Genomic DNA, 23,172 nt, shown 5'->3' on the forward strand with positions numbered 1-23,172 from the left:
TCGCTAGACCTGTATGCCTGAGGTGACGCGGAAACAGTCGTAGACCCCGTCGATGGACCGCACCGCACTCAGGATGTGGCCGAGATGCTTGGCATCCCCCATCTCGAAGGTGAACCGGCTGACCGCGACGGAGTCCCGGGTGGTGGCCACCGACGCGGACAGGATGTTCACGTGCCGGTCGGAAAGCACCCGGGTGACGTCCGAGAGGAGCTTGGTCCGGTCCTGCGCCTCGACCTGGATCACGACGAGGAAGACCGAGCCCGACGACGGCGCCCAGTCGACGTCGACGAGCCGGTCGTGCGGCCCGCCGCGCAGCCCGGAGAGGTTGGAGCAGTCGGTCCGATGGACGGACACGCCCTTGCCTCGGGTGACGAATCCGGCGATGTCGTCGCCGGGCATCGGAGTGCAGCAGCGTGCGAGCTTCGTCCACACGTCCGGCGCCCCGGTGACGAGGACGCCCGGCTCCCCGGTGGAGCGGCGCAGCGTGCGGATCGGCAGCTCGGTCTCGCCGGCGTCCTCCTCGGCGCCCTCGGGGCCCCCGAGCGCCACGAGCAGTTTCGAGACGACCGCCGGGGCGCTGACGTGGTTCTCCCCCACCGCCGCGTACAGCGCGGCGACGTCGGCGTAGCGCAGGTCCTTGGCCAGGTTCAGCAGCGCGTCGCCGCTCATCAGCCGGGACAGCGGCAGCCCGTGGCGGCGCATGGCCCGGCCGATCGCGTCGCGGCCGGCGACGATCGCGTCCTCGCGGCGCTCGCGGGCGTGCCACTGGCGGATCTTCGTCCGGGCCCGCGACGAGCGGACGAACATCAGCCAGTCCTCGCTGGGACCCGCCGAGTGCGCCCGCGAGGTGAAGACCTCGACGGTGTCGCCGTTGTCGAGCTCGGTGTCCAACGCCGCGAGCCGGCCGTTGATCCGGGCGCCGACGCAGTGATGGCCCACGTCGGTGTGCACCGCGTAGGCGAAGTCCACCGACGTCGACCCGGCGGGCAGCGGGATGACGTCGCCCTTCGGGGTGAACACGAAGACCTCGTCGGTCTCCGCGGCGAAGCGCAGGCTGTCGAGGAACTCCCCGGGGTCGGCGGTCTCGCGCTGCCAGTCCAGGACCTGGCGCAGCCAGCTCATGAGGTCCGGCTCGGGGCCGCCGCGGCGACGCCCGGACCGGCCGCCGTCGACGACACCCGCCGACGGGCGGGCCGCGACGCCGTCCTCCTTGTACTTCCAGTGCGCGGCGATGCCGTACTCGGCCCGGTTGTGCATCGCGTGCGTGCGGATCTGCAGCTCGACCGGTTTGCCCTCGGGCCCGATGACCGTCGTGTGCAACGACTGGTACATGTTGAACTTGGGCATCGCGATGTAGTCCTTGAACCGGCCGGGAATCGGCTTCCAGTTCGCGTGGACGGTGCCCAGGGTGGCGTAGCAGTCGCGGACCGAGTCGACCAGGACGCGGATGCCGACCAGGTCGTAGATGTCGTCGAACGACCGGCCGCGCACGACCATCTTCTGGTAGATCGAGTAGTAGTGCTTGGGCCGGCCGGAGACGACCGCCCGAATCCGGGCGTCGCCCACGCCGGCCTGCACCTGGCCGATCACCTCGGCGAGGTACACGTCGCGGCTGGGAGCCCGGTCGGCGACGAGGCGGACGATCTCGTCGTAGCGCTTCGGGTACAGCGCGGCGAACGCGAGGTCCTCCAGCTCCCACTTCAGCGAGTTCATCCCGAGCCGGTGGGCGAGCGGGGCGTAGACCTCCAGCGTCTCGCGCGCCTTGCGCTCCTGCTTGTGCTCGGGCAGGAAGCGCAGCGTGCGCATGTTGTGCAGCCGGTCGGCGAGCTTGACGACCAGCGCCCGCGGGTCGCGGGCCATCGCGACGACCATCCGACGGATCGTCTCCGCCTGCGCCGCCTCGCCGACCTTGACCCGGTTGAGCTTGCTGACGGCGTCGACGATGAGGGCGATCTGGTCGCCGAAGGTCTCCCGGATCGCCTCGGCGGACAGGGAGGTCTCCTCCAGCGTGTCGTGCAGCAGGGCCGCGGACAGCGTCGGGGTGTCCATCCCGAGGTCGGCGAGGATGCTCGCCACGGCGATCGGGTGGGTGATGTAGGGATGGCCGGAGAAGCGCACCTGGCCGGCGTGCGCCGCGTCGGCGACCTCGAAGGCCCGCTGGACCTGGTCGAGGTCGGCCCGTGGGTGGTTCGCGAGCAGGCCGCGCAGCACCGGGTCGAGGGCCGAGGACGGGGTGGCCCGGTGCGTCGCGAGCCGGGACAGGCGCCCGCGCACCCGGCGCGGCAGAGGCGGCGACTCGTGGCCGAGCCGGGGAACGACCGGCGAACCGTCGTCCGCCGACGCGGCGGCCGCCTCACGGCCGGCCTGCTCGCGGCCGGCCTGCTCGCGGGGGGTGGGTCCGCGGTCCGGATTAGGCGAGGCAGTGCGCGCGCCATCGCCCGCCGACCGTGACTCCCGAGTGGGAGTCACGGCAGGCGACGACGCTCCGGTGGTGACCGGCGCTGCCTCTGGCACGGGCCGCTCCTGCGTGAGGACTAGACACCGAGCCTAACGCCGTGCCGCATGGAAGCCTTCCGCAGCCCCGCCCGGGAGTAGGTCAAATCGTCAGAAGAGGGACGACATCCAACGGGGCGGTCCGTTCCCGCCCAGGCAGGAACGACAGCTCCATGAGGACCGCGAGACCCAGCACCTCGGCCCCGCAGCCGGCCAGCAGGCCGTGCGCCGCCGCCGCGGTGCCACCGGTCGCCAGCACGTCGTCGACCAGCAGCACCCGCTCGCCGGGACGCACCGCGTCGGCGTGGATCTCGATGGTGGCGGTGCCGTACTCCAGGTCGTAGGTCGCGCTGCGGGTCGGGCCCGGCAGCTTGCCCTTCTTGCGGATGGGCACCAGGCCCGCGCCGAGCCGGTCGGCGACCGGCGCGGCCAGCAGGAAGCCTCGTGCCTCGATCCCCGCGATCGTGGTCGCGCCCCGCTGGCGGGCGATGTCCGCCAGCGCCCCGATCACCACGCCGAACGCGGCGGGCGTGGCGAGCAGCGGAGTGATGTCCTTGAACACGACCCCGGGCTGCGGCCAGTCCTGGATGTCCCGGATGTGGCCACGCAACACGTCGGCGGCCGCGTCGCTCGTGGCGGGCCGTTCGCGTGCCGCCTCGTCGATGCTCGTCATCGTCCTGCTCATCCCACTTTCGGGGCTAGTCCGCCAGATCCGTCTCCGGGCACCCGGGGCGCGGGCCGCGCCTGGGATTCGCCCGGCTCACCGACGTTTCTTACCGCCCGGCCGCCCCCGCCGGCCGGGTTTGCGGCCTCCGGCGCGTCGCGCGGCACCTGCCGTGGGGGGTCGCCGACCGGGTCCACCGAGACCCGCCCCGGCGGGCACCGGTTCGCGGGCGCCAGACCCGCCCGGCCGACCGGCCGGGTCGTCCGCCAGCGGCTCCGCGCCCGCGGCGAGGGCCGTCACCTCCCCCGACACCGTCTGGCCCGCGGCTGCCGGGCCGACCGACGCCGCCGGGTCGGCCGGGACCGGCGAGGCGGTCCGTGCCCGCCTGCCCCGGTCCCGGGCGACCCGGGCGTCGAGGGCCTGCACCGCCGGCTCACCCCGCTTGAGGTCGACCAGCAGGGGCGTGGCGAAGAACAGCGACGAGTAGGTGCCGGAGGCGATCCCGACGAACTGGGCGAGCGCGAGGTCCTTCAGCGTGCCCGCGCCCAGCAGCCCGGCGCCGACGAACAGCAGCGACGCCACCGGGATGAGGGCGATGAGCGAGGTGTTGAGCGAACGGACCAGCGTCTCGTTCAGCGCGTCGTTGGTCGCCTCGGCATAGGTACGCCGGCTGGAGGTCGCCATCCCCGCTGTGTTCTCCCGCACCCGGTCGAACACCACCACCGTGTCATAGAGCGAGAAGCCGAGGATGGTCAACACGGCGATCACCGTCGACGGCGTCACCTCGAACCCCACGAGGGAGTACACGCCCATGGTGACGACGAGGTCGTGGACGAGTGCGGCCATCGCCGCCACCGCCATCTTCCATTCGAAGCGCAACGACAGGTAGATCATCACGAGCACGAGGAAGACGATCAGACCCTGGATGGCCTTGTTGGTGATCGTCGAGCCCCACGAGGAACCGACCGTGGACACGGCGATGTCGCGGTCCGGGTCGGCCACGGAGAACCGCTTGGCCAGCGCGTCCGTCAGCTCGTCGGTCTGCTGGTCGGACAGGGTGGGGGTCTGCACCCGGAACTGCTTGGAGGTCTCCAGCTGCTGGACCACGCCGTCCGCCGGGTCGATGCCGACGCTGGAGAGGGTCTCCTCGACCTGTTCGACGGTGCCGCCGTGGCTGGGCAGCTGAAAGACCGCGCCGCCGGAGAACTCGATCCCCAGGGTGAAACCGCGGAAGATCATGCTCAACGCGCAGACCGCGATGAGGACGCCGGACACCAGGTACCAGACCCGGCGGCGGCCGACGAAGTCGATGTGGAAGTCGCTGCGGTAGATCCGCCCGAGCAGTGCCATCTGTCAGCTCTCCCGCTTCTGCCCGGCCGGCGCCGGCCGCTTGGCCAGCCGCGGCCGGCTGGGGGCGGCGGCCGGTGGCCCGGCCGTGGCCCGGCCACCGATCGTCTTCGGACTCAGGCCCGAGAACCGGCTGACGGAGAACAGTCTGCGCCGCACCAGCAGGGTCACCGTCGGCCGGGTGAAGATGAACATGATCAGCACGTCGCTCAACGTCGACAACCCGAGGGTGAACGCGAACCCGCGCACCGAGCCGATCGAGAGGATGTAGAGCACGGCGGCGGCGAGGAAGGAGACCGTGTCCGCCGACAGCATGGTGCGCCGGGCGGCGGGCCAGGCCCGGTCGGCGGCGGCGCGCACCGTCCGGCCGGCCTGCACCTCGTCCTTGATCCGTTCGAAGTAGACGACGAACGAGTCCGCGGTGACGCCGATCGACACGATGAGACCGGCGATGCCGGCGAGAGTCAGCGTGAAGCCGATCGCGGCGCCAAGCAGCACCACCGAGGCATAGATGATCGCCCCGCTGACCGCCAGCGAGGCGACCACGACGATGCCCAGCGCCCGGTAGTACAGGAACGAGTAGGCGACGACCAGTACCAGCCCGATGGCCCCGGCGAGCAGTCCGCCGCGCAGCGAGTCGCGGCCCAGGGTCGGCGAGATCGACTCGGCCTGGGAGCGCTCGAACGCCAGCGGCAGCGCGCCGTAGCGCAGGACGTTGGCGAGGTCCTCCGCCTCGGACTGGCCGAAGGACCCGGAGATCTGGGCGGTCCCGGCGATGCGCTCGTTGGTCTGCGGCGCCGACTGCACCACGCCGTCGAGCACGATCGCGACCTGCTTACCGATCGTGTTCTCGGTGAGCTTGGTGAACTTGTTCTGGCCGGAGCCGGTGAAGTCGACGTTGACCACCCACTGGCCGGTGGTGACGCCGGTGGTGCCGCCGCCGCCCTGCAGGCCGGCGGAGGCGGTCTTCACGTCGGTTCCGACGACGGACGCCGGCTTGAGCAGGTACTTGGTGGTCCCGTCCCGGTCGCAGGCGGCGGTCCAGTCCTGGGGCCGGTCGGTGCTGACCACCGCCTTGCGCACATCGGTGACCGCGCAGGTCAGCGCGTTGTACTGGGCGACCGCGGCGGCCGGCGGCGTGTCCGCGGAGGAGGCGGCGCCAGCCGCGGGCGCCGTCGGCGACGGAGCTGCGGGCGCCGTCGGCGACGGAGCCGGAGCCGGAGCCGGGGACGTCGAGGCGGCGGGGGCCGCTGAGGCTGCGGTGACGACGCCTGCGGCGGTGACCTTCCCACCCGTGCCCGCGGAGAGCGCCACAGGCTGCGCGACCAGCCCGGAGCCGTCGCCGAGGGCGGCCGGCCGGTTCGATGCCGGCGGGGTCGGCGCCACGGAGGGAGCCGCCGACGGCGCGCTCCCGGCGGCCGGGGACGGCGTCGCGCCGGGCGCCGCAGGCGCGCCGGGCGCCGGACTCGGCGTGGCTGTGCCGCTGGGGGCGACCGAGGGGGCCGTCTTCGCCGCGGCCGCGGCGGCCTCATAGACCTCGCGGAAGCGCAGCTCCGCGGTCTGCCCGACCAGGTCGACCACGTCGCCGCGGCCACGGCCGGGAACCGAGATCTCGATCTGGTTGCCGGTGCGGTGGACCTCCGACTCGGCTACGCCCAGCCCGTCGACGCGCTGACGGATGATGTCCACCGCCTGGTTGACCGCGCCGGAGTCGACGGAGCTGCCGGTGGTTGCCCGAGGCGTGAGGATCACGCTCGTGCCGCCCTGCAGGTCGAGCCCCAACCGTGGGGTCCAGTTTCCGGTGGCGGCCATCAGGCCGTAGAGGACGACGAGCAGACCGCCGAGTACCCCCAGCCGGGTCCAGACGGAGCTTCCCGTGGATGCCCGTGCCGAGCCGCGTGCCACGTGCGAGTCCCTTCCTCACGCGCCGGATGCCGGCGCTCGTTCGTCTCGCCGTTGCCCGGACCGGCGGTGCCCAACGTACCCGAACGAATGTCACCGAGGGTACGTTCCAAACCCCCGATGGTGACGCTTCGGCAGGCCGTCGACGTGCTACAGCTCCTTGCGTGGCGGGCGGGGCACACCCTTGCCCTCGCCGTCGGCGCCGTCGGCCGCGGGCGGCCCGCCGGCGCCCTCCTCGCCGACGGCGGTGCCCGCGCCGGGCGTGGTCCCCGGAGGCGTTTCCCCGGCGGAGGTCACGGGGCCGGCCGGGCCGTCGTGCGCGTCGCCGCCCGCCGACTCGCCGTCGTGCGCCTCGTCGGCGTCCGGAGTGCTGATCACCCGGGCGATGGCGCTGCGGGTGAACCGGCAGACCACATCGGGGGCGATCTCCAGCAGGATGTCGCCGTCCTCCAGCTCCACGACGGTCGCGTACAGCCCGGCGGTGGTGATCACGAGGGTGCCGGGCACGATCTGGGACACCTGCTGCTGCTGGGCCTTGGCGCGGCGGCGCTGCATCGAAAAGATGTAGACGACCGCCAGGACGAGAAGGAGCGGGATCAGGAAACCGCCGATGGAACTGCCGCCGTCACCGTCGGCCGCCGTCGCCGCTGTCACAAGTCCGTGCACGTCCTGCCCTCCTGAAGTGTTGCGGCGATCGTACGTATCGAGCGGATGCCGCCGGTGGGCAGGGCCGTGGTGTCCGCTTTATACCGGCACCGTGGCGTCGCGTGGTGGGCGGTGGTGGGCCGCCCGGTGGGCCGCCGCTCAGCCGTCGTCGGGAAGCAGTCCGTCGTCGGGAAGCAGGCCGCTGTCGGGAAGCAGGCCGCTGTCGGGGAAGAGCGGGGCCTGGCTGCGGCCGAGCGGCTCGGCGGTCGGTTCGAGCCCGAGGTGCTCGAAGGCGGCGGGGGTGGCGACCCTGCCGCGGGAGGTGCGGATCAGCAGGCCGGCCCTCAGCAGGAACGGCTCGGCCACGTCCTCGACCGTCTCCGGCTCCTCCCCCACCGACACGGCCAGCGTGGTGAGCCCGACCGGACCCCCGCCGAAGCGGCCGACCAGTGCCTCCAGCACGGCCCGGTCGAGGCGGTCGAGCCCCAGCCCGTCCACGTCGTAGATCCGCAGTGCCGCCCGGGCGACGTCCCGGGTGACCACCCCGTCGGCGCGCACCTCGGCGTAGTCGCGCACCCGGCGCAGCAGCCGGTTGGCGATGCGAGGGGTGCCCCGGGAGCGTCCGGCGACCTCGGCCGCGCCGTCCTCGGTGAGGCTGACGCCGAGCAGGCCCGCCGAGCGGGTCAGCACCCGGACGAGCTCGTCGGGGGCGTAGAAGTCCAGGTGGGCGGTGAACCCGAAGCGGTCGCGCAGCGGACCCGTCAGCAGCCCCGACCGGGTCGTGGCGCCGACCAGCGTGAATGGTGCGACGTCGAGAGGGATCGCGGTCGCCCCCGGCCCCTTGCCCAGGATCACATCGACCCGGAAGTCCTCCATCGCGGCGTAGAGCAGCTCCTCGGCGGGGCGGGCGATCCGGTGGATCTCGTCGAGGAACAGCACCTCCCCGGGGGACAGGGCGGTGAGGATTGCGACGAGGTCGCCGGCCCGTTCGATCGCCGGGCCGCTGGTCATCCGCAGCGGCACCGCCAACTCCTCCGCGATGATCATCGCGAGACTGGTCTTGCCCAGGCCCGGCGGGCCGGACAGCAGGACGTGGTCCGGCGGGCGCCCGCGAGCCTGCGCCCCCTCCAGCATGATCGAGAGCTGCTCCCGCACCTTGCGCTGGCCGACGAACTCGGTGAGCGTGCGCGGGCGCAGCCCGGCCTCGAACGCCTGCTCCTCGGCGCTCGCGGCGGCCGAGACGAGGCCGTCGGCGCTCATGCGCCGCCCCCGGGCGCCCCACCGGCGCCCAGCCCCGCTCCCCCCGGCGCGGTCATCGGCGCAGCACGGCCAGGCAGGCCCGCAGCAGCGTCGCCGCGTCGGGCGCGGCGCCGGCCGGCCGGTCGGGGCCGTCGGGGCCATCCGGGGGCGCGGCCAGCACGGCCAGCGCACGGGACACCGCGTCGTCGGCCTCCCGCGCCGAGTAGCCCAGCCCGGTCAACGCCTCGCGCACGGTGTCCGCGACCCCGCCCGCCTCGACCCCGCCGGCCCCGAGATCGGCGGCCGTCACCCGGGGTCCGGGCATGGTGGCGCCGCGCGGTGGGCCGAGGCGGTCGCGCAGGTCCAGGACGATTCGCTGGGCGCCCTTGCGCCCGATCCCGGGCACCTTGGTGAGCGCCGCGAGATCCTCCTCCGCGACCGCGCGGCGGACCGTGTCCGGATCGTGCACGCCGAGGACGGCCTGGGCCAGCTTCGGCCCCACCCCGGCCGCGGCCTGCAGGATCTCGAAGACGTCGCGGGCATCGGTGTCGGCGAACCCGTAGAGGGTCAGCTCCGTCTCGCGCACGACGAGAGTGGTGGCGAGGCTGGCCGGTTCGCCGACGCGCAGCCGGGCCAGGGTCGCCGGGGTGCACTGGACGAGCAGGCCGACCCCGCCCACCTCGACGACGGCGGACAGCGGCCCGAGCACCGTGACGGTGCCGGACAGCGAGGCGATCACGACGCGCCCCCGTCGACGGACTCGACCCCGCCCGTGCCAACCGCCCCACCCGTGCCAACCGCCCGGGCCGTTCCCGCCACCGGGGCGGGCCGGCCCGCCGGGCGGCGCACGGGCGTGGCGGGGGCCGCCGAGTGCAGCCGGGCCAGCGCCGGGCCCCGCCACAGGTGGCACAGCGCCAGGGCCAGCGCGTCGGCGGCGTCGGCCGGCCGCGGCACCTCGGTCAGCCCCAGCAGCCGGGTGACCATGAACCCGACCTGGGCCTTGTCGGCCCGCCCACTGCCGGTGACCGCGGCCTTGACCTCGCTGGGCGTGTAGAGGCCCACCGGCAGGTCGCGCCGCGCGGCGAGCATGATCGCTACCGCGCCGGCCTGGGCCGTGCCCATCACCGTGCGCACGTTGGCCTGGCTGAAGACCTTCTCGACCGCGACCGCTTCCGGGCGGGTACGGTCCAGCCAGGCGTCGATCCCGTCAGCGACGGCCCGCAGCCGGTCGGCCACCTCGGCGCCGGCCGGCGTACGCACCACCCCCACCTCGACCAGGCGGGCGCGGGAACCGAGGGCGCCGTCGACGACCCCCAGGCCGCACCGGGTCAGCCCGGGATCGACGCCCAACACCCGCATCCACCCTCCCGACCACACGCCGACAAGAACACTCGTTCGATGGTAGATCGGTTGACGCAACCGGACATCCACGACACGCCCAACAGATCGCCTCGGGCGTGACGGCGCCTGGTCAGCTGCTGACGAGCTCCATGACGTCGTCGGAGATGTCGCCGTTGAACCAGACGTTCTGGACGTCGTCGAGATCCTCGACCGCCTCGACGAGCTTGAGCACCTTGGCCGCGGGCTCGGCGTCCAGCGGCACGCTCACGCTCGGCAGCCAGGAGATGTCCGCGGAGGTGATCTCCAGACCGGCGTCGGTGGCCGCCACCCGCACCGTGTGCAGGTCGGTGGCCTCGGAGATGACCTCGAAGGCGTCGCCGAGGTCGTTGACCTCCTCGGCGCCCGCGTCGAGCACGGCGAGCAGCACGTCGTCCTCGGTGAGCCCCGCGGTCTTCGTGAGCAGCACGACGCCCTTGCGGTTGAACAGGTAGGACACCGAGCCGGGGTCGGCCACCGTGCCGCCGTTACGGGTGATCGCCACGCGGACGTCGGAGGCGGCCCGGTTGCGGTTGTCGGTCAGACACTCGACGAGGATCGCGACGCCGTTCGGCCCGTACGCCTCGTAGGTGATGTTCTCGTAGTTCACCCCGCCGGCGAGCTCGCCGGAGCCCCGCTTGACCGCCCGCTCGATGTTGTCGTTCGGCACGGACTGCGACTTGGCCTTGGCGATGGCGTCGGCCAGCGTCGGGTTGCCCGCCGGGTCGCCGCCGCCCGTCTTGGCGGCGACCTCCACCGTCTTGATCAGCTTGGCGAACAGCTTGCCCCGCCGGGCGTCGATGACCGCCTTCTTGTGCTTCGTGGTCGCCCACTTGGAGTGACCGCTCATGTCCTGCCCCTCTTACTCGCGATCACCGACCGGATCCGGAAGATCGCACAATGTCGACGAATAGCCGGTGCATCCTGGAGTCACCGGTCAGCTCCGGATGGAACGCGGTGGCCAGCAGCGGGCCCTGACGAACCGCCACCGGCGCCTCGGCGACGCGAGCCAGGACCTCGACCGCATCGCCCGCCTTGTCTACCCATGGTGCTCGGATGAAGACCGCGTGCACAGGCGGCCCCTCCACGCCGACGACGTCGAGGTCGACCTCGAACGAGTCGACCTGCCGGCCGAAGGCGTTGCGCCGGACGACCATGTCCAACCCGCCGATCAGCGGCTGGTCCGGCCGGCCGTCCACGACGTCCCGCGCAAGCAGGATCATGCCAGCACACGAGCCGAACACGGGCAGGCCCGCCACGACCGCGGCCCGCAGCGGCTCCAGCAGCTCGAAGACCCGCAGCAGCCGGCCGATCGTCGTGGACTCACCGCCGGGCAGGACCAGACCGTCCACCGCGGCGAGCTCGGCTAGGCGGCGGACCTCCACCGGCCGCGCGCCGGCCGCGCTCAGCGCCCGAGCGTGTTCCCGCACGTCCCCCTGCAGCGCGAGGATGCCGATCCGCGGGCCGCTCACCAGCCGCGGTCGGCGTAACGGGCCGCCGGCGGGAGCTCGGCGACGTTGATGCCGACCATCGCCTCACCCAGGCCCCGCGACACCTTCACCAGGACGTCGGGGTCGTTGAACATCGTGGTGGCCTCGACGATCGCACGGGCGCGCCGCGCCGGGTCGCCCGATTTGAAGATCCCGGAGCCGACGAACACCCCGTCCGCGCCGAGCTGCATCATCAGCGCCGCGTCCGCCGGGGTGGCGATGCCGCCGGCGGTGAACAGCACGACGGGCAGATGCCCGAGCCGGGCCACCTCGGCAACCAGCTCGACCGGCGCGCGCAGCTCCTTGGCCGCGGCGTAGAGCTCCTCCGCGGGCAGCGCCGACAGCCGGCCGATCTCGGCGCGAATGGTGCGCATGTGCACCACGGCGTTGGACACCTCGCCGGTGCCCGCCTCACCCTTGGAACGGATCATCGCCGCCCCCTCGGCGATGCGGCGCAGCGCCTCGCCGAGGTTGGTCGCCCCGCAGACGAACGGCACCGTGAAGGACCACTTGTCGATGTGGTGGTGCGGGTCTGCCGGGGTGAGCACCTCGGACTCGTCGACGTAGTCCACCCCGAGGGCCTGGAGCACCTGCGCCTCGACGAAGTGCCCGATCCGGGCCTTCGCCATGACCGGGATGGACACGGCCTCGATGATCTCCGAGATCATGTCCGGGTCGCTCATCCGGGCGACGCCACCCTGGGCGCGGATGTCGGCGGGCACCCGCTCCAGGGCCATCACCGCGACGGCGCCGGCATCCTCGGCGATGCGCGCCTGCTCGGCCGTGACCACATCCATGATCACGCCGCCCTTGAGCATCTCCGCCATGCCGCGCTTGACGCGGGCGGTGCCGGCATGCCGGGCGGAGTCGGTCGCCGGGCCGGCGGTGGCGGCAGTCTGGCCCTGGGACATGATGTGCCGTCTCTTTTCGCTCCAGTCGGGCGCCACGGCCGGCCGGCTCCGCCATGTCAGGCACACCTGCATGTCGGATACCCAGCCAGGTGATTCCCGTGCGGGTGGGTCGGTTCCCCATCGTACGGCGCATGCCGCGTGGGCCGGGCGGCTCAGGAGGCCAGGCCCGGCCGATCTCCGCGCCCGAGCGGCCCGTCGCGCCCCGGTCGGTCCTCGCGGCCGGGCCCGTCGCCGCCGTGCGCCGAGCCCTCGACGAGACGCGGCCAGGGCTCCTCGCGGACCGGCAGGGCGTCGTCGATCTCGAAGTAGCCGGGCGGCGGGCGGCGGCCGGACAGGTGAAGCACCCGGACCACCCGACGACCCGCGAGCGCCCGCTGGTCGCGGACCGCGTCGTTGTGGAACTGCCGGGCCAGCGCCACCCGGGCCGCCCCGGAGTCGACCGCGTGCAGCTCGACAGGGAAACGCTGCCCGGCCGCCGCGACCTCGGCGGAGCGCAGGGACCGGCTCAGCGCGTTCTCGGCCAGCTCGACCGCGGCGTCCAGGGGGGCGCCGGCGAGCAGGGCCGGGTAGGTCGCCCGTGCCCGCCCGGCACTGGCCGCCAGCTCGTCGAGACCGCAGCGCTCGGCGAGCTGCGCCGCGGCGTCTGCACGGGCGACGAGCTGGGTGACCAGACCGCCGCTGGCGTCCGCCACCCGGGCGGCGAGCCGGTCGAGCCGGCGGGCCAGCCAGGTCAGATAGGTCGCGATCGCCACCACCAGGGCGACCACCACCACGAGGACGGTCATCTCGCGCAGCGTAGCCAACGCACGGATGTGACCTGCCGCCGGTACCAGCCCTCCCACCCGCCCACCGCCGGGACCGTGCCGAGCCCGCGGCCGCCCGCCCGGCTACGTCGACGCGAGCGACACCCGCCGGTCCCCGGAGACCATCTGGTAGACGCCGACGATGCGCTCGGCGATGGTCCGCCAGTCGTACGTCTCGACGACCGCCCGGCCCCGCCGGACCAGCCCGGCGGCCCCGGCGGGATCGGTGAGCACGTCGGCGAGGGTGGCGGCCAGCTGTACGGGATCGCCGACGTCGAACAGCCGCCCGGCGCGACCGTCGTCGAGCACCCGGCGGAACGCGTCGATGTCGCTGGCCACCACGGCGGTCCCGGCCGCCATCGCCTCCAACAGCACGATCCCGAAGCTCTCCTGGCCGGTGTTCGGGGCGCAGTACACCTGACCGGAGGCGAACACCCGCGGCTTGTCGGCGTCGGAGACGAGGCCCAGCAGCTCGACCCGGTTCCGCAGCTGCGGTTCCAGCCGCGCGCGCACCGCGGCGACGTCCCCGGGCCCGGCGACGAGCAGGCGCGCGTCGTCGATCCGGGCCGCAAGCTGCGGCATCGCGGCCAGCAGCACGTCGAGGCCCTTGCGTGGCTCGTCGATGCGGCCGAGGAAGGCGACGGTGGGCCGCCCGTCGTCGTAGCCGGGCAGCGGCCGGGCGTCGGCGAAGTGCGCCGCCGCGACCCCGTTGGGGATCAGGATGGCGTCGGCGCCGAGATGCTCCACGAGCGTGCGCCGAGCGGCCTCGGAGACGGCGATGCGGGCGCGCAGCTTCTCGAAGGACGGCTGCAGTGCGCCCTGCGCGGCGGTCAGGACCCGCGAGCGGGGGTTGGCGGTGTGGAAGGTCGCCACGATCGGCCCGTCGGCGAGCATGCAGGCCAGCAGGCTGACGCTCGGCGCGGTGGGCTCGTGCACGTGCAGGACGTCGAAGTCGTGCTCGCGCAGCCAGCGGCGGACCCGGGCGGCGGAGACCGGACCCATCAGCAGCCGGGCGACCGAGCCGTTGTAGGGCACCGGCAGCGCCCGGCCCGCGTCGACGGCGTAGGACGGCAGGGTCTGCTCGTCGTCGACCGGGGTGATGACCGAGACCTCGTGCCCCGCCGCGAGCAGGGCTTCGGCGAGGTCCCGCACGTGCACCTGGACCCCGCCGGGGACGTCCCACGTGTAGGGGCAGGCCAGGCCGATCTTCACGGTGCCGCCGGGGGGCGACCGGGCGGGGTCATGCCTCGTCGCGCCAGACGCGCTGGAGCATGTGCCAGTCGGCGGGATGGGCGGCGATGCCGGCGGCGAAGGCGTCGGCGAGGTCCTGGGTCATCGTCGCGACGGCGCTCGGCCGCACCGCGGGGTGGATCCGTGCGCTCCATCCGTCCCGGTCGAACCAGAGCGTGACCGGCAGCAGCGTCGCTCCGGTGGCCAGCGCCAGCGCGGCGGGTCCGCGCGGCATCGTGGCCGTGGCGCCGAAGAACCGCACCGGGATGCCCGTGCGGGACAGGTCGCGGTCGGCCAGCAGACACAGCATCCCGCCGGCCCGCAGCCGATCGGCGAGCAGACCGAACGGCGGGCTCTCGCCGCCCGTCAGCGGGATGACCTCCATCCCGAGCGCGGAGCGGAACGCGACGAACCGCTCGAACAGCGAATCCGGCCGCAGCCGCTCGGCGACCGTGGTGAACGGGACGCCAGTCGCGGCGAGCCAGGCGCCGGCCTGTTCCCAGTTGCCCATGTGCGGCAGCGCCAGGATGGTCCCGGCGCCGCGGGCGTGCGACTCGCGCAGGAGGTGCTCGTCGAGGACCCGCATCCGGCCGACGATCCGCTCCGTGCCGAGCTCGCGCAGGCGGAAGACCTCCAGCCAGTAACGCGCGTAGGAGCGCATCGCCGCCCGGGTGAGCCGGTCCAGGTCGGTGCCGGCCGGCGCCACCCGGCTCAGGTTGGCCCGCAGCCGGCGCACCCCCCGCCCGCCGCGCCGGTACGCCACGTCGGCGCCCAGCCGGAACGCCGCGGCGGCGACCGGTTCCGGCAGCAGCCGCACACCGCGCCAGCCCAGCGCGTAGCCGAGGTCGGTGAGCCGCCCCTCGGTCACGGCCGCCGCGTGGCCCCGCGCCCGGAGGCCGCGGCACCGGACGGCGGCGTGGCCCCGGACGGGACGGTGGGAGCCGCCGTCGACGCGAACGGCGCCGGGGGATCACCCGCGCGGTACCACTGCCGGTACACGTGCACCACGCGCTGGACGACGGTGAGCGTGGTCGCGCCGACGAGGAACCACAGGGCGGCGGGCAGCAGATAGGGCACGCCGAGGCCGTACAGACCGGCGGCGACCAGCAGGATCAGCAGCCGCTCGCCGCGCTCGGCGAAACCGACGTTGCAGGTGAAGCCGAGCCCCTCCGCGCGCGCCTTGACGTAGGAGGTGATCGAGCCCGCCACCAGGCAGACCAGCGCGGCCACGACGAGCGGCAGCGAGTCGCCGTCGCCGGCATACCAGATGATCAGTGAGCCGAAGATCGCGCTGTCGCCGACGCGGTCGGAGGTGGAGTCGAGGAAGGCCCCCCACTTGGAGGAGATGCCACGGGCTCGGGCGATCACCCCGTCGATCAGGTCCGAGAAGACGAAAAGGGTGATCACGACCGTGCCGAGGAAGAACACCCCGCGGGTGAAGAATCCCAGCGCGGCGCCCGCCACCCCGATGGTGCCGATGATCGTCACGACGTCGGGCGACACCGACGACCGGGCGGCCCACTGGCTCACCGGGTCGAGCACCTTCTGGATCTGCGGTCGTGCCTTGCTAGCAAGCATGTCCGTCCCGTCGTCCCGCGTGTACCCGGCTTCGGGCGGTCTTCACAGTACCGCCGCCACGATCCGTGCATTCCCGACCACGGCCCCCCTCGGGCTTGTGCCCCACGTCACCTGGGAGGACTCTGCCGTTACGGGCAGGATCCCACCTGCCGATCAAGGAGGCGAGGATGTCAACAGCCTCGTGCGATGTACGCAACGTCGTCCTGGTGGGGCACACCGGCGCGGGCAAGACGGCCCTGGTGGACCGTCTGCTCGCCACCGCCGGGCCGCCGGAGCGCCAGAACGGCGACCATCAGCTCGCTCACACCAGCTACGTCGGGCACGCCGACCCCGATCACCGACCATCCCGGTCGGTCAGCCTCACCCTGTGCTCGCTCAGCCACCGCGGGCTCACCATCAACCTGCTCGACACCCCGGGGTACCCGGACTTCGTCGGCGAGCTGCGCGCGGGCCTGCGCGCCGCCGACGCCGCGCTGTTCGTCGTCAGCGCCGTGGACGGGGTGGACGGCGCGACCGGACTGCTGTGGACCGAGTGCGCCGAGGTCGGCATGCCGCGCGCCATCGCGATCACCCATCTGGACCATGCCCGGGCCGACTTCACCGCGGCGGTCGAGGAATGCCAGCGCGCGTTCGGCACCGGCGTGCTGCCGGCCTGGCTGCCCCACCGGGCGACAGGCGGCGGCATGCGACTGACGGGGCTGCTGACCGGCCGGATCGTCGACTACGGCCGCGGTGGGCGGCGCGAGACCACGGCCGAGTCAGGTCGGTCCGACGTCCGCCACGCCGCCGCCCGCGCGGCCCTCGTCGAGGGGATCATCGCCGAGAGCGAGGACGAGACATTGCTCGACCGCTATCTGTCCGGCGCCGACCCCGATCTGGACCTGCTGCTGGCCGACCTGGAGAAGGCGGTCGCCCACGGCACGTTCTTCCCGGTCCTGCCGGTCGGTCTGCTCACCGACCAGGGCGCGGGCCACGACAACGGCGAGCGGGGCCCCGCACGGGCCGGCGGGTTCGGCTCGGATGAACTGCTCGACCTGTTCGTCCAGGGCTTCCCCGCGCCGGCGGAGCATCCCCTCCCGGCACTGACCCGGCCCGACGGCTCGGCCTGCGACCCGGGTACCGGCGATCCGACCGGGCCGCTGGTCGCCGAGGTCGTCAAGACGACCACCGACCCGTACGTGGGCCGGATGTCCGTCGTGCGGGTCTTCAGCGGGACGCTGCGCCCGGATGACCCCGTCCACGTCAGTGGGCACGGCCGGGCGGCGGCCGGCCATGCCGACCACGACGACGACGAGCGGGTCGGCGCACTGTCCCGCCCGTACGGCTCGGTGCTGCACAGCGTGCCGGACTGCCCGGCGGGCGGCATCTGCGTGGTGACGAAGCTCGGCACCGCCGAGACCGGCGACACCTTGTCCAGCCTCGACGATCCGCGCCACCTGCCCGCCTGGACGATGCCCGAGCCGCTGCTGCCGATCGCGATCAGAGCCCGCGGCCGCGCCGACGAGGATCGGCTGTCGACGGCGCTGTCCCGGCTGGCGGTCGAGGATCCGACCCTGCGGGTGGTCCAGGACCCGGAGACCTCCCAGCTCGTCCTGTGGAGCATGGGCGAGGCCCACGCGGAGGTGGTGCTGGAGCGCCTCGCCCAGCGCTATGGCGCCACCGTCGACCGGGTGCCGACCGTCATCCCGCTACGGGAGACTCTGCGGGCCCCGGCCCGCGGACTGGGCCGCCAGGTCAAGCAGTCCGGTGGGCACGGCCAGTACGCCGTCTGCCAGATCGAGGTCGAACCGCTCCCGCCGGGCAGCGGCTTCGAGTTCGTCGACGAGGTCGTCGGCGGCGCCATCCCCCGCTCGTTCATCCCGTCGGTGGAGAAGGGGATCCGGGCGCAGATGGCCCAGGGAGTGCGGGCCGGTCACCCGCTGACGGACCTGCGGGTGCGCCTGGTCGACGGCAAGTCGCACAGCGTCGATTCCTCGGACATGGCCTTCCAGATCGCCGGCGGGCTGGCGCTGCGCGACGCCGCCCGCAGTAGCGGTGTCGTCGTGCTGGAGCCGGTGCTGGCCGTCGACGTGTCGGTGCCCGACGAGTTCGTCGGGACGGTGGTCAGCGACCTGTCGACCCGGCGGGGACGGGTCGTCGGCATGGATCCGGTGCCGCCGGCGCCGGGCAGCGCGAGCTCGTTCGCCGCGACCCGCACCGTCGTGCATGCCGAGGTGCCGGAAAGCGAGATGTCCCGGTACGCGATAGAACTGCGCTCCCTGAGCCACGGAACGGGGAGCTTCCATCGCGAGCCGCACGGCTACGAGCCGATGCCACCGCAGCTCGCCGATGCGCTGAGCGGCTGAGCGGCCTACTCGGCCGGGGCCGCGCCGACCCAGGCGTCGGCGAGCATCTCCCGGGTCTGCCCGAGCAGGGCGGGCAGCACTCGGGTCGCCCCCACCACGGGCATGAAGTTCGTGTCGCCGCCCCACCGGGGCACCACGTGCTGGTGCACGTGAGAGGCGATTCCGGCGCCGGCGACGTGTCCGAGGTTCATGCCGGTGTTGAAACCATGGGCGCCGCTGGCGGTGCGCAGTGCGCGCAGGGCACGCTGCACGAAAAAGGCCATCTCGACAATTTCTTCGGAATCCATGTCGGCATAATCGGCCACGTGCCGGTAAGGCACGATGAGCAGATGCCCGGCATTGTAGGGATAGAGATTGAGAACCGCGTAGACGCTTTTCCCGCGGGCGACCACGAGCCCGTCCTCGTCGGACATGCCGACAATGGAGCAGAAGGGGCATTCGTCGTCGCGGCCGCGACCCTCACCCTTGATGTAAGCCATCCGGTGGGGCGTGTAAAGCCGCTGGAAGGCGTCGGGGCCGCCGACCCCGGCCTGCTCCTCCAGCGGAACCCCGTCAGGCGAGACCTCGGCGGTCACTGGGCGGTCACCACGACCTCGTCGCCCCGGCCTGGCCGGGGGAGCCCGCAGGTGGGGCCGGCCGGGCGGGGTGTGGACGGCCGAGCGCGCCCAACAGCGCCAACCCCGCCACCTCCATCGGACGATCCCCCTCGAAGGGTGGCCATCATCCCGCCAATTTATCAGGACGTGGACCGATGAGGGGGCTCCGGCGGGGGCGAAGGCGCTCACGCGCAGGTGCGCACCCGCAGATGAAGAGGGAGACTGACGGCGTGGGGGGGTCGCCGCCAGTCTCCCCCGAGTGGCGTATTCGGTTTCGAACCACGGCGTCCCGGCCGCCGCGGCGGAGCACCCGAAGGGAACCGCGACCGGGAGAGACCTCCCAGCGCACCCCCCGCGAGAAGCCGCGTCGACAAAAAGGGACCCGCTACGCCCTGCCCGATCAGCTTAGCGGGTGTTAAGCCGATCTGTACAGGGCCGGTCTCATGCCGCCCAGAAATACCGGGCGGACATCGCCGGAGCCGGAGCTGAACCCGTGGGCCCACCAACCACCTCACCGAAGGGGCGGGACGCACAACGATGCCGATCCACGATGGGCCAACCAGTACGTCGACGGCCGCCGGAATCGGCTCGCCCCACCCCACGGCCACCGCCGGCCCCGGCGAACGGCGGCCACTGGGAACGCCGGCCGATCAGCGAACCGGGGACACCATCCGCTCCGGACCACCCGGGGTAGCCCACTCAGGTGAAAACGGTCGTCCGAGCCCGGACGATCCTCCGGTATCTGGGCCACTCTTCTCAGTCGCCGGGACCGGAAAAGCGGTCACCCGACGGCCGGCCAGACGATCGGACCCCCCGATCCGCACTCGACGATGCTCACCCTTCGTCACCGCGCCCCAGACGGCGGTCGGGGCGGCGCGGGCGCCCCGTCCGCGGGCCCGACGTCGAGCACCCCCACCCGGCATAGCACCAAAGTGGGGTCATGGAAAGATTATTCCGGTCCGGCCAACGCCCGACGACGGCGCCCGGATCGCGAAAAAAGCGGCATTTGCGCTGGTGGGAAGCCGGACACCGGCCGCTGAGCTGATCTTCATCGGGTCCGCCACCGCCAGCCTGCTCCCGGCGAATGCGTCCCCACGGCGACGCCGCCCCAGCCCCAGGAACCGACACCAAAGGGGAAACCGGTGCGGATCACCGACGACCAAATCCCAAAGGCGCGAGCATGAGCACGAACCACCCGCACCGGACGCTTCCCGCGCCACCCAGGCCGAATCCACCCAGCCCCGCGACCGATGGCTCGAACCTCACCGCCCCGACCACCGCGCACCCTGCCGACAGGGCCGCCACCAGGCAGCTTCCAGACCTACCGGCGAGCGCGCCCCGGCACCGCCTCGCCTGCCCGATCCCACCCACCACAACCTGGCAGAACGCCCCGAAGCCCAGCCGACCGACCAGCCTCACCGGCCCAACACCCCGACCGCCGCCCCACCCAGACCAGACCATTGCGAACCGACGCACAAGGGATCCCGAACATCCAAGGAGTCCCACCCACTCGACCGCCAAACCGGCCCAACCACCCCAGGACTCCCACCCCGCCAAACCCGGGGGGTCCGAGGGGTCGCCCCCCGGGCAGACATCCCGCGGGACCCCGGCAAGCACCCAAAGGGTGCGCAGCATGACAAGCCAGATCGCGTGGGCGTACGTGGTTTCGAACCACGGACCTCTGCCGTGTGAAGGCAGCGCTCTACCACTGAGCTATACGCCCTTGCGGGTGGTAGGACCACCTTACACGGCTGCGATCCGGGCCGGTGCAGGGGGTCCCGCCGGACGGATACGCCGATGTCCGCCGTCCCGTCCGGTGAGCGGACTGGGTCACGTTCGCCGCGACTGGCCGAGGTTGAGAACCACCCGGACGGGGAAGGCTCAAGGTGGAACGGCCTTGGCAGGTTGGCCTGATGCTCGGGGGAACGTTCGGACGCTACGGATGGTAATCATCCGCCCGCCTGCGGTGGGGGTACATCCCGGCGGCCGACCGATCTACGATCTACCCGGGAAAGGTTCACCCTTCCGGGCCGGGCAACTCGCCCGAACTGCCGTAACGGATGTTGTCTTGGCATAATCTTGTTTCCAACGGGACTCGGAGAGGGAACTATCCCGTTACACGGGTGCTCGCCCGCACCACGCACCATGAGAGGCCGCCCGATGACTATTCGTCACGATTCGATCACCGCCGAACTCGCCCTTCGTCTCGTCGTTCCCGGCGGCGCTCCTGTGCCAGTCGCCGCGACGGTCCGGTACGAGCCGGCCGACCCCTACGCGATCAGCATCGGCTTCCGTACGGGGGCGGACGAGGTCGTGGAGTGGACCTTCGCGCGCCAGCTACTCAGCGACGGCGTGCGTCGGCCGGCTGGGGACGGCGACGTGCAGGTGTGGCCGGCCGCCCAGTCCGGTGGGCGGATCGTCTGCCTGTCCCTGTCCAGCCCGTCGGGGCACGCGCTGTTCGAGATGCCGCGCTCCGAGGTGCTGGCGTTCCTGCGGCGAACGTATTCCGCCGTGCCCCTCGGTGGCGAGAGCGACATCATCGATCTTGATGCAGAACTCGCTCTGCTGATCTGGGGCGGTCCCGAGCGGTGATCTTACCGGGGTCGGGATCGCTGCCCGACCCCGGCAAGCCGGTGCGGGCACTGTTCGACAGGGGATCGCCTCCCCCATCGCCTCCTGCATCCGAGGCAGTTCTCATCCCATCGCACGTCGAGCACCCACCCGCCTGGCCGGATTCGATCCGGCCAGGCGGGTTGTCGTCTGTGCGCCGGCAGGGGACCCCTCGGCTCAGCCGCTCGCCAGGCCCACCAGCCGGTGGGCCTTGAGCTCGGTCTCGTGCCACTCCCCCTGCGGGTCGCTGCCCCAGGTGACGGCGGCGCCGGTGCCGAACCACAGCCGGTCCGCGCCGAACCAGAAGGTGCGGATGCCGACCGAGAGCCATCCCCGGCCGCTGTCGGCATCCACCCAGCCGATGCCGCCGCAGTAGGGACCGCGCGGCCCCGGCTCCAGCTCGCGAATGATCCGCAACGCGCTCGATTTGGGCGCGCCGGAGACCGAGCCGGGCGGGCAGGCGGCGGCCAGCAGCTCCGGCCAGCCCACCCCGGGCCGCAGCCGGGCGCGCACCGTCGAGACGAGGTGAACCAGGCCGGGATGATGTTCGACGGCGCACAGGGCCGGCACGGTGACGCTGCCGGGCCGGGCCACCCGCCCGAGATCGTTGCGCACCAGGTCGACGATCATGATGTTCTCGGCGACGTCCTTGTCGCGCAGGTCGTGCACGGTCCGGCCGGTGCCCTTGATGGGGCCGGAACGCACGACGTCGCCCTCCCGGGCGAGGAACAGCTCCGGCGAGGCGCCCGCGATCCGCAGGCCGGCCTCGGGTACGTCCAGTACGAGCGCGTACGGGGCCGGGTTGCCGGCCGCGAGGACCGCGGCGAGCGCGGCGGGGTCGGGTTCGCCCGGTTCGCTGCCGGGGCCGGCCGCGGGCAGCGGCGCCGAAAGCAGCCGGCAGAGGTTGACCTCGTAGACGTCGCCGGCGGCGATGCGCTCCCGGATGGTGACCGCACCCGCCACGTAGGCGGCGCGGTCGAGGCTGGTGGTCCAGGACCGCGGGTCCGGACCGTGCCACGGACCGCGGCGCAGGGCCGCGGCACCGGCGGCGGGCGCCGGGCGCACGTCGGCGAACCGGACGCAGCGCAGCGCGCCCTCGAAGTCGACGACCACGGCCCAGAAGCCGCCGCGATCCAGCACCGCGGGATCATCGCTGATCTCCAGGACGCCCGTGGCGAGCCGGTCGCCCGCGAGCAGGTACGAGGGTGGCCGGGACCGCGGGACCGCCGTGGACCCGCGGACGATCGGATCCGGAGCGCCCACGTTCGTCCGGCTCATTCCGATCACGTTACCGCCTTCCCGAACGATCCGCCGGCCTCGGATCCCCGGGCCCGCAGGCACTCAGCCAGGCCCGCGGGGCGCACCGCAACCGCTGCGCGCCCCGCCAGACGGGTGGCCGGCGGGCCGCGGGTGGGGGCGTGCCCGAGCGCCGACCGGGTCGGTGGACGTGCCGTGGGCGAAACCCGATGTTCACGTGGGACTCCTTGACCCAACGCAACATTCCCGCGACGTCTGGCGGGCCGTTCGACGCGGGGGCCGTTCGTCCGCTAGAGTGCTACCTGCACCGCCAAGAACGCCCGGTGCAGCGCGGACGTGGCTCAGTTGGTAGAGCATCACCTTGCCAAGGTGAGGGTCGCGGGTTCGAATCCCGTCGTCCGCTCGGGAACAGAGGGGCTTGAGGTCTGTACCAGCGGCCTCCCACGGCGGAGTGGCCGAGTGGTTTAGGCAAGGGCCTGCAAAGCCCTGTACGCGGGTTCGATTCCCGCCTCCGCCTCTGATCCATAGCGGGCGATTAGCTCAGTGGGAGAGCGCTACCTTGACACGGTAGAGGTCACTGGTTCAATCCCAGTATCGCCCACCCCGCAGAACGGCACTTCATCTGGTTGACCGGCCACTCCTCGGAGTGGCCGTCTTCATGTTCGGGCGCCGGTTCACCGCCGGC

At 72.8% G+C, this 23,172-nt stretch carries 19 protein-coding genes and 4 tRNA genes; 5 read left to right on the forward strand and 18 right to left on the reverse strand.

The window, feature by feature from the left end; genetic code table 11:
- Positions 1-3 precede the first annotated feature (3 nt).
- The 15 genes from FRAQA3DRAFT_RS13610 to pgsA form a co-directional block, all read right to left on the reverse strand.
- Positions 4-2,514, reverse strand: coding sequence for a bifunctional (p)ppGpp synthetase/guanosine-3',5'-bis(diphosphate) 3'-pyrophosphohydrolase (locus tag FRAQA3DRAFT_RS13610; protein WP_009739612.1), 2,511 nt, complete (start codon positions 2,512-2,514; stop codon positions 4-6).
- 82 nt (positions 2,515-2,596) lie between these two features.
- Positions 2,597-3,166 (reverse strand): adenine phosphoribosyltransferase, encoded by a 570-nt coding sequence (locus FRAQA3DRAFT_RS13615; protein WP_009739613.1) that lies wholly within the window; start codon positions 3,164-3,166, stop codon positions 2,597-2,599.
- Positions 3,167-3,253: 87 nt separating this feature from the next.
- Positions 3,254-4,507, reverse strand: a complete 1,254-nt coding sequence (gene secF / locus FRAQA3DRAFT_RS13620) for a protein translocase subunit SecF (protein ID WP_009739614.1) — start codon at positions 4,505-4,507, stop codon at positions 3,254-3,256.
- Positions 4,508-4,510: 3 nt separating this feature from the next.
- Entirely contained in the window at positions 4,511-6,409 is a 1,899-nt protein-coding gene (gene secD, locus FRAQA3DRAFT_RS13625) for a protein translocase subunit SecD (RefSeq protein WP_009739615.1), read from the reverse strand.
- Between the two features lie 147 nt (positions 6,410-6,556).
- Positions 6,557-7,072, reverse strand: a complete 516-nt coding sequence (gene yajC / locus FRAQA3DRAFT_RS13630; protein ID WP_009739616.1) for a preprotein translocase subunit YajC — start codon at positions 7,070-7,072, stop codon at positions 6,557-6,559.
- Between the two features lie 138 nt (positions 7,073-7,210).
- Positions 7,211-8,311 carry a Holliday junction branch migration DNA helicase RuvB gene (gene ruvB / locus FRAQA3DRAFT_RS13635; protein ID WP_009739617.1) on the reverse strand — a complete coding sequence of 367 codons (1,101 nt, stop codon included), beginning with the start codon at positions 8,309-8,311 and terminating at the stop codon, positions 7,211-7,213.
- A 52-nt stretch (positions 8,312-8,363) separates the two neighbouring features.
- Entirely contained in the window at positions 8,364-9,029 is a 666-nt protein-coding gene (ruvA, locus tag FRAQA3DRAFT_RS13640) for a Holliday junction branch migration protein RuvA (RefSeq protein WP_009739618.1), read from the reverse strand.
- The gene (ruvC, locus tag FRAQA3DRAFT_RS13645; RefSeq protein ID WP_009739619.1) at positions 9,026-9,649 is read right to left on the reverse strand and encodes a crossover junction endodeoxyribonuclease RuvC; all 624 of its coding nucleotides are present in this window, start codon (positions 9,647-9,649) and stop codon (positions 9,026-9,028) included. The genes ruvA and ruvC overlap by 4 nt, the downstream gene beginning before the upstream one ends.
- Positions 9,650-9,761: 112 nt before the next feature.
- Positions 9,762-10,517 (reverse strand): YebC/PmpR family DNA-binding transcriptional regulator, encoded by a 756-nt coding sequence (locus tag FRAQA3DRAFT_RS13650; RefSeq protein WP_009739620.1) that lies wholly within the window; start codon positions 10,515-10,517, stop codon positions 9,762-9,764.
- Between the two features lie 22 nt (positions 10,518-10,539).
- Positions 10,540-11,139 (reverse strand): pyridoxal 5'-phosphate synthase glutaminase subunit PdxT, encoded by a 600-nt coding sequence (gene pdxT / locus FRAQA3DRAFT_RS13655; RefSeq protein ID WP_009739621.1) that lies wholly within the window; start codon positions 11,137-11,139, stop codon positions 10,540-10,542.
- Positions 11,136-12,068, reverse strand: a complete 933-nt coding sequence (gene pdxS, locus FRAQA3DRAFT_RS13660) for a pyridoxal 5'-phosphate synthase lyase subunit PdxS (RefSeq protein WP_035920961.1) — start codon at positions 12,066-12,068, stop codon at positions 11,136-11,138. Before pdxS ends, pdxT begins: the two co-directional genes overlap by 4 nt.
- Positions 12,069-12,220: 152 nt before the next feature.
- The gene (locus tag FRAQA3DRAFT_RS13665) at positions 12,221-12,853 is read right to left on the reverse strand and encodes a hypothetical protein (RefSeq protein WP_051054348.1); all 633 of its coding nucleotides are present in this window, start codon (positions 12,851-12,853) and stop codon (positions 12,221-12,223) included.
- Between the two features lie 102 nt (positions 12,854-12,955).
- Positions 12,956-14,083 carry a glycosyltransferase family 4 protein gene (locus tag FRAQA3DRAFT_RS13670; protein WP_009739624.1) on the reverse strand — a complete coding sequence of 376 codons (1,128 nt, stop codon included), beginning with the start codon at positions 14,081-14,083 and terminating at the stop codon, positions 12,956-12,958.
- A 28-nt stretch (positions 14,084-14,111) separates the two neighbouring features.
- The gene (locus FRAQA3DRAFT_RS13675) at positions 14,112-14,969 is read right to left on the reverse strand and encodes a phosphatidylinositol mannoside acyltransferase (protein ID WP_009739625.1); all 858 of its coding nucleotides are present in this window, start codon (positions 14,967-14,969) and stop codon (positions 14,112-14,114) included.
- Positions 14,966-15,679 (reverse strand): phosphatidylinositol phosphate synthase, encoded by a 714-nt coding sequence (gene pgsA, locus FRAQA3DRAFT_RS13680; protein WP_009739626.1) that lies wholly within the window; start codon positions 15,677-15,679, stop codon positions 14,966-14,968. Before pgsA ends, FRAQA3DRAFT_RS13675 begins: the two co-directional genes overlap by 4 nt.
- A 167-nt stretch (positions 15,680-15,846) precedes the next feature.
- Here pgsA and FRAQA3DRAFT_RS13685 point away from each other — a divergent pair, with 167 nt between their 5' ends.
- Positions 15,847-18,024: an elongation factor G-like protein EF-G2 gene (locus tag FRAQA3DRAFT_RS13685; protein WP_009739627.1), complete on the forward strand. Its 2,178-nt coding sequence runs from the start codon at positions 15,847-15,849 to the stop codon at positions 18,022-18,024.
- 5 nt (positions 18,025-18,029) lie between these two features.
- Here FRAQA3DRAFT_RS13685 and FRAQA3DRAFT_RS13690 read toward each other — a convergent pair whose 3' ends face one another.
- Together FRAQA3DRAFT_RS13690 and FRAQA3DRAFT_RS13695 are read right to left on the reverse strand one after the other, a co-directional pair.
- Positions 18,030-18,599, reverse strand: a complete 570-nt coding sequence (locus FRAQA3DRAFT_RS13690; RefSeq protein WP_009739628.1) for an HIT domain-containing protein — start codon at positions 18,597-18,599, stop codon at positions 18,030-18,032.
- A 1,672-nt stretch (positions 18,600-20,271) separates the two neighbouring features.
- Positions 20,272-20,343: transfer RNA gene (locus tag FRAQA3DRAFT_RS13695), tRNA-Val, on the reverse strand.
- A gap of 437 nt (positions 20,344-20,780) precedes the next feature.
- Between FRAQA3DRAFT_RS13695 and FRAQA3DRAFT_RS13700 the strand changes: the two genes are divergently transcribed.
- Positions 20,781-21,212, forward strand: a complete 432-nt coding sequence (locus tag FRAQA3DRAFT_RS13700; RefSeq protein WP_009739629.1) for an SsgA family sporulation/cell division regulator — start codon at positions 20,781-20,783, stop codon at positions 21,210-21,212.
- A 195-nt stretch (positions 21,213-21,407) separates the two neighbouring features.
- Here FRAQA3DRAFT_RS13700 and FRAQA3DRAFT_RS13705 read toward each other — a convergent pair whose 3' ends face one another.
- Entirely contained in the window at positions 21,408-22,508 is a 1,101-nt protein-coding gene (locus tag FRAQA3DRAFT_RS13705) for a chorismate-binding protein (protein WP_035920965.1), read from the reverse strand.
- 309 nt (positions 22,509-22,817) lie between these two features.
- Here FRAQA3DRAFT_RS13705 and FRAQA3DRAFT_RS13710 point away from each other — a divergent pair.
- The 3 genes from FRAQA3DRAFT_RS13710 (at position 22,818) to FRAQA3DRAFT_RS13720 (ending at position 23,088) form a co-directional block, all read left to right on the forward strand.
- A tRNA-Gly gene (locus tag FRAQA3DRAFT_RS13710) sits at positions 22,818-22,890 on the forward strand.
- A 42-nt stretch (positions 22,891-22,932) separates the two neighbouring features.
- Positions 22,933-23,004: transfer RNA gene (locus FRAQA3DRAFT_RS13715), tRNA-Cys, on the forward strand.
- A gap of 12 nt (positions 23,005-23,016) precedes the next feature.
- A tRNA-Val gene (locus FRAQA3DRAFT_RS13720) sits at positions 23,017-23,088 on the forward strand.
- The last annotated feature ends 84 nt before the right edge of the window (positions 23,089-23,172 follow it).

The organism is Frankia sp. QA3 (genome assembly GCF_000262465.1).
Taxonomy (GTDB): Bacteria; Actinomycetota; Actinomycetes; order Frankiales; family Frankiaceae; genus Frankia.